The organism is Dysgonomonas sp. PH5-45 (assembly GCF_029893235.1).
Taxonomy (GTDB): domain Bacteria; phylum Bacteroidota; class Bacteroidia; order Bacteroidales; family Dysgonomonadaceae; genus UBA1309.
Genome location: NZ_JARXWE010000006.1, coordinates 83,433 through 93,017 on the forward strand (window position 1 = coordinate 83,433; position 9,585 = coordinate 93,017).

General features: G+C 39.6%; 11 protein-coding genes. 4 read left to right on the forward strand and 7 right to left on the reverse strand.

What is annotated here, in order from left to right; all coding sequences use genetic code 11:
* Positions 1-2: 2 nt before the first annotated feature.
* Complete coding sequence (locus M2132_RS03800; protein ID WP_280671496.1) at positions 3-998, forward strand: S41 family peptidase; 996 nt, start codon at positions 3-5, stop codon at positions 996-998.
* A 22-nt stretch (positions 999-1,020) separates the two neighbouring features.
* Positions 1,021-2,187, forward strand: coding sequence for a glycosyltransferase (locus M2132_RS03805; RefSeq protein ID WP_280671498.1), 1,167 nt, complete (start codon positions 1,021-1,023; stop codon positions 2,185-2,187).
* Here the strand turns inward: M2132_RS03805 and M2132_RS03810 are convergent.
* The 7 genes from M2132_RS03810 to M2132_RS03840 all read right to left on the reverse strand — a co-directional run bounded on the left by M2132_RS03810 (position 2,184) and on the right by M2132_RS03840 (position 7,163).
* Positions 2,184-2,600, reverse strand: a complete 417-nt coding sequence (locus tag M2132_RS03810) for a DUF2752 domain-containing protein (protein ID WP_280671500.1) — start codon at positions 2,598-2,600, stop codon at positions 2,184-2,186. The genes M2132_RS03805 and M2132_RS03810 overlap by 4 nt on opposite strands.
* 88 nt (positions 2,601-2,688) lie before the next feature.
* On the reverse strand, positions 2,689-3,060 hold the full coding sequence (locus M2132_RS03815; protein ID WP_280671501.1) for a CD225/dispanin family protein: 372 nt from the start codon (positions 3,058-3,060) through the stop codon (positions 2,689-2,691).
* Between the two features lie 40 nt (positions 3,061-3,100).
* A complete protein-coding gene (locus M2132_RS03820) occupies positions 3,101-4,267 on the reverse strand; it encodes an AIR synthase related protein (protein ID WP_280671503.1) in 1,167 nt (388 codons plus the stop codon).
* 130 nt (positions 4,268-4,397) lie between these two features.
* Positions 4,398-4,952, reverse strand: a complete 555-nt coding sequence (locus M2132_RS03825) for a 2-oxoacid:acceptor oxidoreductase family protein (RefSeq protein WP_280671505.1) — start codon at positions 4,950-4,952, stop codon at positions 4,398-4,400.
* Positions 4,953-4,974: 22 nt separating this feature from the next.
* Positions 4,975-5,733, reverse strand: coding sequence for a thiamine pyrophosphate-dependent enzyme (locus tag M2132_RS03830; RefSeq protein ID WP_280671508.1), 759 nt, complete (start codon positions 5,731-5,733; stop codon positions 4,975-4,977).
* A 35-nt stretch (positions 5,734-5,768) separates the two neighbouring features.
* Positions 5,769-6,851, reverse strand: a complete 1,083-nt coding sequence (locus M2132_RS03835; RefSeq protein WP_280671509.1) for a 3-methyl-2-oxobutanoate dehydrogenase subunit VorB — start codon at positions 6,849-6,851, stop codon at positions 5,769-5,771.
* A gap of 81 nt (positions 6,852-6,932) precedes the next feature.
* Entirely contained in the window at positions 6,933-7,163 is a 231-nt protein-coding gene (locus M2132_RS03840; protein WP_280671510.1) for a ferredoxin family protein, read from the reverse strand.
* Between the two features lie 686 nt (positions 7,164-7,849).
* Between M2132_RS03840 and M2132_RS03845 the strand changes: the two genes are divergently transcribed.
* Positions 7,850-8,791 (forward strand): site-specific integrase, encoded by a 942-nt coding sequence (locus M2132_RS03845; RefSeq protein WP_280671511.1) that lies wholly within the window; start codon positions 7,850-7,852, stop codon positions 8,789-8,791.
* A gap of 78 nt (positions 8,792-8,869) precedes the next feature.
* Positions 8,870-9,391, forward strand: coding sequence for a dihydrofolate reductase family protein (locus M2132_RS03850; protein WP_280671512.1), 522 nt, complete (start codon positions 8,870-8,872; stop codon positions 9,389-9,391).
* Positions 9,392-9,585 lie beyond the last annotated feature (194 nt).

The following is a 9,585-nucleotide window of genomic DNA, read 5'->3' on the forward strand; positions in this document are numbered from 1 at the left end:
CGATGAGGTTTAAGTTATTATATATATTGCTTTTGGGTTTTCTGTTTTCATCGTGCTTCGATGAAAAGGAATACGGCACGTCTCGAAAAGATAATTTCCAAGCCCTTTGGGATATCATGGACGAGCGGTATTGCTTTTTTGAATACAAAGACGTTGATTGGAAAGAAGTCCACGGGCGATATGCTAAGCGCATTAGCGAAAACATGGGGCAGGATGCATTTTTCGATGTCTTGTGCGAAATGCTTGCCGAACTCCGTGACGGACATGTAAACCTATCGGCCAGCCACGAATTTGGCCGTTATTGGAGGTGGAAAGAAGATTATCCTGACAATTTTGATGAAAAAATACAAAAAAACTATCTGGGAACAGACTACTCCATAGCTAGTGGCCTGAAGTATAAGATATTGGAAGATAATATAGGTTACATCTATTACGAAAGCTTTTCGGATGGCATAGGCGAGGGCAATATCAGTCAGGTAATATCACGTTTGGCTCTTTGCAAAGGCATAATTATTGATGTAAGGAATAATGGAGGTGGGGAGCTTACTAATGTCGATAAATTGGCTGGTCGTTTCTTCGAAAAGAAAACACTTGTAGGCTATATTCTCCATAAAACGGGGAAAGGGCATAACGATTTTTCGAAACCATATGCCCGCTATATAGAACCGTCGGACGGAGTGCGTTACCAGAAAAAAGTAGCTGTGTTGACCAACCGTAGCAGTTATAGCGCTACAAACGATTTTGTTAATGCCATGACTTATGCCCCCAATGCAATTATCGTAGGCGACCGCACGGGTGGGGGAAGCGGTTTGCCTTTCACCTGCGAAATACCAAACGGATGGGCAGTCCGTTTTTCGGCCAGCCCGATGCTGAATGCTCAGAAACAACACATCGAGTTTGGTATAGAGCCTGATATTAGGGTAGACATGACCGACGAGGATATGAACCAAGGCATTGATACCATAATAGAAGCGGCAAGGGCTTTTTTGAAACAATAAAAAAAGGAGAGAAGAAATACATATGAAAAGAATATTGTTCTTTAACGATTGTTTTTACATGGGTGGCACAGAAGTGCTTCTGCTTGATATATTGAATCATTTGGCAGAAAAACAATGCGAAGTTACACTCCTGATTCCTAATCCTTCCGAGAGAAATAAGATGCTGTCGGAGGTATCGCCCAAAATCACCATAAAATATATCTATCCAAAGCAACCGGAGGGCTTTAAGAAGAAGTTTTATAAAAACCTCTCGATATTTTTCCCTCGCATCTATGCCAAGAAGTTTGGTATAAATGAAAAGGATTACGATTTGATAGTCGCTTTCAAAGATACGTTCTATTCCATTATTTTCAGCCGGATGAATGTTCGCAAGTTGCAATGGGTGCATACTCAGCCTTTTGAACGTGACTATGGTAGTCATTCCTTAAAAGAATGGATTGCTATGCGTTTGAACGAATATCATCTGTATAAAATGCGGAAATCGTTTAACCGTTATGACGAGATAATTTGCGTTTCCGATTCGTGCAAAAATAAATACATGGATATTTATAAGAAAACTGTCCGCAAAACCGACATAAAGGTTCTTTATAATGCCATGAATTTGAGTGGTATTGCCGAAAAATCGGAACTCACGGTAAATGATATACCTCGGTTTGATGGCACGCTGTTCATTGTTGTAGTGCGCCTTTCGTTCGAAAAAACAGTGGACCGTACTATCAAGATGACACGCAAACTGTTGGACGAAGGATACGATTTTCGTGTAATGATTCTTGGCGATGGCCCTCAGTACGATAATCTGAAAAAACTTATTGCGGAACTAAACCTCGAAGACAAGATAACCATGTATGGGCGTGTGTCGAACCCTTATCCGTATATGCGCCGTGCCGATTGGTTGCTTTGCGGGTCGTCTATCGAAAGTTTTTCGTTGGTTCTGCTCGAAGCCATATCGCTCGGAACGCCTGTTATAGCAACCGATTGTGGTGGGCCCGAAGATGTGATAGCCCGCGGAAAGTATGGTATGATGATAGAAAACAGTATTGATGGTGTGTACACCGGAATGAAAACGGCTTTAGATAAACCCGAACTGAAAGACTATTATAACTCTTTAGCATCGGAAAATTTGACCCGTTTCGATTACAACAAATGGATTGCCGAAGTAGATAGGCTTCTGGGGGTTGAAAACCTTTAAGGCGGGGTAAGGAACGTAAAAGGCGATAACGGAATGTTCCGGACGATGAAAAATATAACAACAATAATTATTACAATAATAGCTGTCCGGGTCGATAGCAGAAAGTTGTTTAGCCTATCCTTATTGCCTAAAACATATACATCTACGCAAAAATAATAAAGGTATATAATGAAAGGTAGCCCAATTACATATACGATATTGCTTCTTAAAGCCATCATTATTTCCCCGTGCAGCAGATAATGTATAGCCCGCTGTCCGCCACATCCGGGACAATGGAAGGATGTCAACTCGTGAAACGTACATTTTAATGCCCAGTTAGAACTACCTGCCGGATTATAAATAAAATAATATACAAAACACAGTATCAGTAAAGCCAGTGTTGCAGCTGTATATACTATTGTTTTTTTAGTCATATGGGAGGTGTAGAGAATGGAAAGTACAAGAGGCTACCCAATGTTTCGAATAGCCTCTCGTTTTTATTATTTTTTGGTTTATATATCCTTAGCTGTATTTGGCTAACTCACTTTCATAATATTCTTTCACTCCATCAATACCGCCCATTGATACTATCGTTACAATAGACATGATGATACCTACAACAAATAATCCTAAAGCTATAAAAGAAAGTATTTTTGCGGTTTTGGCCGATTTTTCCGCACCAATAGGATCGCCTGCGTTAAATTTGGTTTTCACCTGCGAAGCGAATATTACAGCTATAATACCCAGAATAAGACCTGTACACCAAGGACTACAACAGCCCAAAATTAAAGAAACAATTGCCAAAGGCATGTTATTGTTGGGAGGTGTTACGGGTACATTATTGTACGGATCCTGTTGATATGAGTTTTGCTGATAAGTGTTTTCGTTTTCCATGGTAAAATAATTAGTTTATTTATTAGTATTTCCAATTAAATTAATATTCAAATCGTCCGAATTCGCTTTCGATGATAAGTTCTGTTTTTTCTGATTTCTCAACAAAACCAATTATCTGTGCATCAATATTAAACGACTTAGAGATTTCAATTACACGTTGAGCATGTTCGGGAGATAGATATATTTCCATACGATGCCCCATGTTGAAAACCTTGTACATTTCCTTCCAATCGGTGTCCGATTGTTCTTGTATCAACTTAAATAGAGGAGGGAGAGGAAACATATTATTTTTTACAACCCTCACGTTTTCCACAAAATGCAACACTTTAGTTTGCGCACCACCGGAACAGTGGACCATTCCGTGTATATGTGGACGCAATTCGTCTAACACCTTTTTTATGACAGGCGCATATGTACGTGTGGGTGAGAGTACCAACCGGCCGGCATCGAGGTCAACACCTTCTACCTTGTCTGTTAGTTTCTTTTTTCCCGAATAAATCAAATTGGTAGGTATTGCGCTATCGTAACTTTGGGGATATTTTGTTGCCAGATAATTGGCAAAAACATCATGACGGGCAGATGTCAGTCCGTTACTACCCATACCACCGTTATATTGGTTTTCGTATGTTGCTTGTCCGTACGATGCAAGGCCAACAATTACTTCTCCGCCCCGTATATTATCGTTACTTATCACATCACTGCGCTTCATACGGCACGTAACAGTACTGTCAACGATAATGGTACGGACAAGGTCGCCCACATCGGCGGTTTCGCCTCCGGTAAGGTAGATGTGTACACCTAAATCTGATAGTTCTTTACACAGATCGTTAGTTCCGTTTATGATTGCCGAGATAACTTCGCCCGGTATCAGATGCTTGTTACGGCCAATAGTTGACGAAAGAAGTATATTATCGACCGCACCCACACAAAGCAGGTCGTCTATATTCATGATAAGAGCATCCTGTGCAATGCCTTTCCATACCGAGATATCACCCGTTTCTTTCCAATACATGTATGCCAACGACGATTTTGTTCCTGCTCCGTCGGCGTGCATGATATTACAGTATTCGGGATCTCCACCCAGTATATCGGGGATGACTTTACAAAATGCTTTTGGAAAAATGCCTTTGTCCACATCTTTTATTGCATTATGAACATCTTCTTTCGATGCCGAAACTCCCCGTTGGTTATATCTTTGGTCGCTCATATTGAGTTTTTATCCAATAATTTGTAATTATATATACGATAAGGCTAAAAGCCAAAACTACAACAAAAATAATAAAAAACATCCAACCTTGCTCAGATTGGATGTTTTCTTCTATGTTTATTTCGTAAAATTACGCTGGTGCTTGGTCTTCGTGAATAATTTCCATTCCTTTCACGATAGCCTTTTCGTTCATTGGCAATAGCTTGTGGTGACGTTCGGGTAGCGATTTTTTCAAACCTTTCATCACGTTTTCAAGTTTCACCATCGGAGATACTTTTAGCACTCCACCCAATACAATCATATTGACTGCTTTCTGGTTCTGCATTTCAGTGGCAGCATCTACTGCTTTTACCGAATATACATAAACGTCCTTGCGGGTTGGAGGTGTGTGTATACCGTTAGGGTCATAAATGATGATGCCTCCCGACTTCACTTGCGATTCAAATTTCTCGAGCGAAGGCTGATTCAATATGATAGCGATATCAAATTCATTAACAATAGGAGAACTGATAGGATCGTCGCTCAATATAACTGTTACGTTTGCAGTACCACCACGTTGTTCAGGTCCGTAAGAAGGAAACCATGTAACTTCTTTATCTTCCATAAGTCCGGAATATGCCAGGATTTTACCCATCGATAAAACGCCTTGACCTCCAAAACCTGCTATAATTAATTCTTTTATCATGATATTATATCCAAATTTCTGATTATATATTTTTCAAATCTCCTAAAGGATAAGCAGGGAACATGTTTTCTACCATCCAATCGTTAGAAGCAGCAGGGCTTAGTTTCCATCCAGAGTTACATGTAGAAACAACTTCTACGATAGATTCACCTTTACCCTCCATCGCGTTTTCGAAAGCTTTGCGAATCATCTTTTTAGTTTTCTTCACAGCTGCTGCCGTATGTACACTCTGACGTGTAACCAAGCAAACACCAGGTAATTGAGCTAAAAGATCGGTTATTTTTAGAGGATAACCATTCAGATGGATATCACGGCCATTAGGACAAGTAGCTGTTTTCATGTGTTCCAATGTAGTTGGAGCCATTTGTCCGCCGGTCATACCATAGATACCGTTATTGATAAAAATAGTAGCTATGTTTTCGCCACGGTTGGCAGCGTGTATTGTTTCGGCAGTACCGATAGCAGCTAAGTCTCCGTCGCCTTGGTATGTGAATACCAATTTGTCAGGATTCAAACGTTTAACGGCTGTTGCCACAGCAGGAGCACGTCCGTGCGCAGCTTCTACCCAGTCTACATCAATATAGTTGTATGCAAACACGGCACAACCTACGGGCGCTACTGCGATAGTTTTTTCACGAAGTCCCATCTCGTCGATAATCTCGGCAATTAACTTATGCACAACTCCGTGCGAACAACCGGGGCAGTAGTGCATCTGGTTGTCGTTCATTAATTCCGGCTTGGTATAAATCATGTTAGCCGGATCTATAATATTATTGCTCATTGTTTTTGTTTTTTGTTAGTTAATCAACATTAATATTAGCAGCCAAATTTATCTTTGAGAGCTACAACAACCTCGTTAGGAGTTGGAACTATACCTCCAAGACGTCCGTAATGATCTACTTTAGTTTTGCCATTCACCGCAAGGCGAACGTCTTCAACCATTTGTCCTGCATTCATTTCAACAGAAAGGAAGCCTTTCACTTTTTCTGCATATTTGGCTATTACTGCTGATGGGAATGGCCACAAAGTGATAGGACGGATAAGTCCTACTTTTATGCCTTCTTTTCTGGCAAGCTCTGCCGCTTTTTGACAAATACGAGCAGCCGAACCGAAAGCCACAAATATGTAATCGGCATCTTCGCAATTTACCTCTTCAAATAGGGTTTCATTTTCTTCTATTTTCTTAAACTTAGCTTGGAAACGGTTGTTGTTTTCTTCCATTATGCTAGAGTCAAGCTCAAGAGAAGTTATTACGTTTGCTTTTCTGTCCGGAGTTCTTCCTAATGTAGCCCAAGGACATTGTTTGCGAATTTCTTCTTCAGTTCTTCTTGGACGACTGGGAGGGAAAACAACTTTTTCCATCATCTGGCCAATCACACCGTCAGACAATATTATGGCTGGTGTACGGTATTTGAATGCCAAATCGAAACCTAACGATACAAAGTCTACCATCTCTTGTACAGACGATGGAGCCAATGTGATTAGTTTGTAGTCGCCATGACCACCACCTTTCACTGTTTGAAAATAGTCGGCTTGCGATGGTTGTATTGTTCCCAAACCAGGACCGCCACGCATCACGTTAACCAACAAACAAGGTAGTTCGGCTCCTACAAGATAAGACACGCCTTCTTGCATTAAGCTCATACCCGGACTTGAAGATGATGTCATAACGGCTTTACCGCATGCTGCACCACCATATACCATATTAATAGAAGATGTTTCACTTTCGGCTTGAAGTACCACCATTCCGGTTGTTTCCCATGGTGCTTCGTCCATAAGAGTTTCCATTACTTCCGATTGCGGAGTAATAGGGTATCCAAAGTAGCCATCTGCTCCGTAGCGTATTGCTGCATGAGCGATCGCTTCGTTTCCTTTCATTAAGAATATTTCTTCAGACATAGTTCTTTATTTACAATATAATGACGATTCCCCGATACGAAAAATCACTGTATGGATGATCGGAAAATTGTCGTTAAAGTTTTAATCAATTTTTTTCCTATAAACAGTAATACACGCATCCGGACATACATATCCGCAGTTAGCACAACCAATACATTCTTCAGGATTTTTCATGTAAGCGTAATGGTATCCTTTATCGTTGACTTCTCGTGGTTGTAGTTCGAGAACATCAGACGGACATGCAATGACACACAAATTGCATCCCTTGCATCTCTCCACATTTACCACTACGGCTCCTTTCACTTTTGCCATTCTATGTGATAGTTAAGTTATTTATTTATTAGTAAATCTAGCTTTCTCTTACTTATTTCAATAAAATAATGTAACATTTTGCTACTACAAATGTATTCCTATTTTTTTGAAAAACCTTTTCTTTTGCAGAAATAAATAATAATTTATGTTGCAGAATATAAAAAGCTTTACGTACACGGGTTGTACTTAGCTTAGTTTGTGCAGGTAATATGTTTTTTGTATTAAATAGCATTTGGGCGATATACTTGCGGGGATAAGATTTTTATATTATCCCATTAAAATATATAAGTATCTTTGCCGTTATAAATGAAGTATCAAATTTTTATTGTCTGACAAACTTGTACCTTTACACCTATAACATTGCAAAAAAGTGATTAAATGCGAAAAAGGATGAACCCGTTGATATTTAGTCTTATAGGCAGAGGTTGTCCGAAGTTGGCTTAATCCGAAAAACGCAAAAATCAGTTGTTTTCGTTGCTTTTCCGTTACCAAGTCATTACCTGTTTTTAGCGAAGCAGAATACGGCAAAATGCCATCTATTAAGTTTATATTTAATAGATTAAGCAAAACGAAGTGATTCGTGTCAAAATAACTTCTGCACTTGGCACATTGATAGCAGACCGCTCATTTTTCATAGCTCAAATAACTCATTTCAGAAGTAATTTTAAAACTAAAAAATGAGTGTTATGACAAACGAGTTGAAAGTTCTGTTCTATCTGAAAAAGAATCAGAGAAAGAAAAACGGTCTTTGTCCCATCATGGGACGAATCCATGTCGGAAAAACGATGGCTCAATTCAGTCTGAAGATTGATGCCGATGTCGAACTATGGGATGCCAAAGCCGGAAGACTGAAAGGCAAGAGTGTATTTGCCAATGATATAAACAAGAAAATCGAGAAGGTAAACCTACTCATCTACACTCGCTATAATGAGGAAAAACGTATCGGGAAAGACTTCACAGCTACCGATCTGAAAGTCATTGTACAAGGTATTGCCGAAGCGCAGGACTCTCTTTGTGCTTATATGGCTAAAATGAATGAGAAACTTGCTGCCCGCGTAGGAAAAGACAGGGCATTAAGTACATTGACAAGTTACAAACATTACCATTCTTTATTGGTCGCATTTCTCCAAACGAAGTACAAGTTGAAAGATATTTCTTTTAAGGCCTTAAAGTATTCCTTTATCGAAGAATATGTCCATTATCTTCGTGTTACAAGAAAATTGGCTATCAATACAACCAGTTTTGCTGTCTGCCGAATGCGTGAAGCAATATCTGAAGCTATTGATGAAGGAATTATCGGCAAAGATCCTTTCTTCTCGTATGAGTTGGAATCTTCTGAAATAAAGCACCGAAATATCAGTCGGAAAGATTTGGAGAAGATTATGGCAGAGAATTTCGACAATGAAACAACAGCGATTGTCCGTGACATGTTTGTTTTCTCCACCTTTTGCGGACTGGCTTATATTGATGTTAAGAATCTGACCTACGAAAACATCGTCAAACAGGAAGACGGAAGCTATTGGATTATGACCCATCGCCAGAAGACGGGAAGCGCATCCAATATCCGTCTAATGGAGATACCTCTTTCCTTGATTGAAAAATATCGAAGTCATACCAGTGCCTCGTAACGGAGCAGTGTGAGTTCCACGCTTCTTTTTTAGTCTGGCGAATGTTCTTGAAGGATGAATTTATAAAAGGATAAGGGCATGAAAAAGTTGAAATTGTACATTACGGCATCGAATGATGGTTATATTGCTCCGCCAGACGGCGATTTGGATTGGTTAATCGGCTATCCCGTTCCCTCGAAAGAAGATCACAAAAACTTTGTAGATTCGGTCGATACCGTTATAATGGGCGGTAATACCTATCGCAATATGCGAATAATGGATATTCTCTGGCCATATGAGGATAAGAATGTCCATGTTGTTACGCGCAATCCGATGATGGAAAAGAAGGGCGTTAATTTTATCACGGAAAACGTCATTGAAACTGTTTCCGGACTTAAAAAAGAGAATGGGAAAGATATTTGGCTCGTCGGCGGAGCAGAACTAACAGCGATGCTACTCGACAATGATTTGATTGACGAAATGATAATTACGTATATTCCCGAAACTCTCGAAAAGGGAATATCTCTATTCTCACAAAAACCTGAAGAAATGGGTTGGGTTTTAAGCGAGGATAAAATATACGACAATAACGCTGTGAGAAAGAATTTCATAAAGGCGTAGCAGATATATAAACAGAAAAAGCCTACTTCGCATCGAAATAGGCTTTCTGTTTTATATGATTTTTTAAATACCTTTCTTTCCGTAGCATTTACTACCATCCAGGGCAACCGCATCAAATTTTCAATAGTTTCCTGAGATATTGAGTATCCAGCGCTGCTTTATATAGCCTCTTTTTAATACTCAGTTTGTCTTTC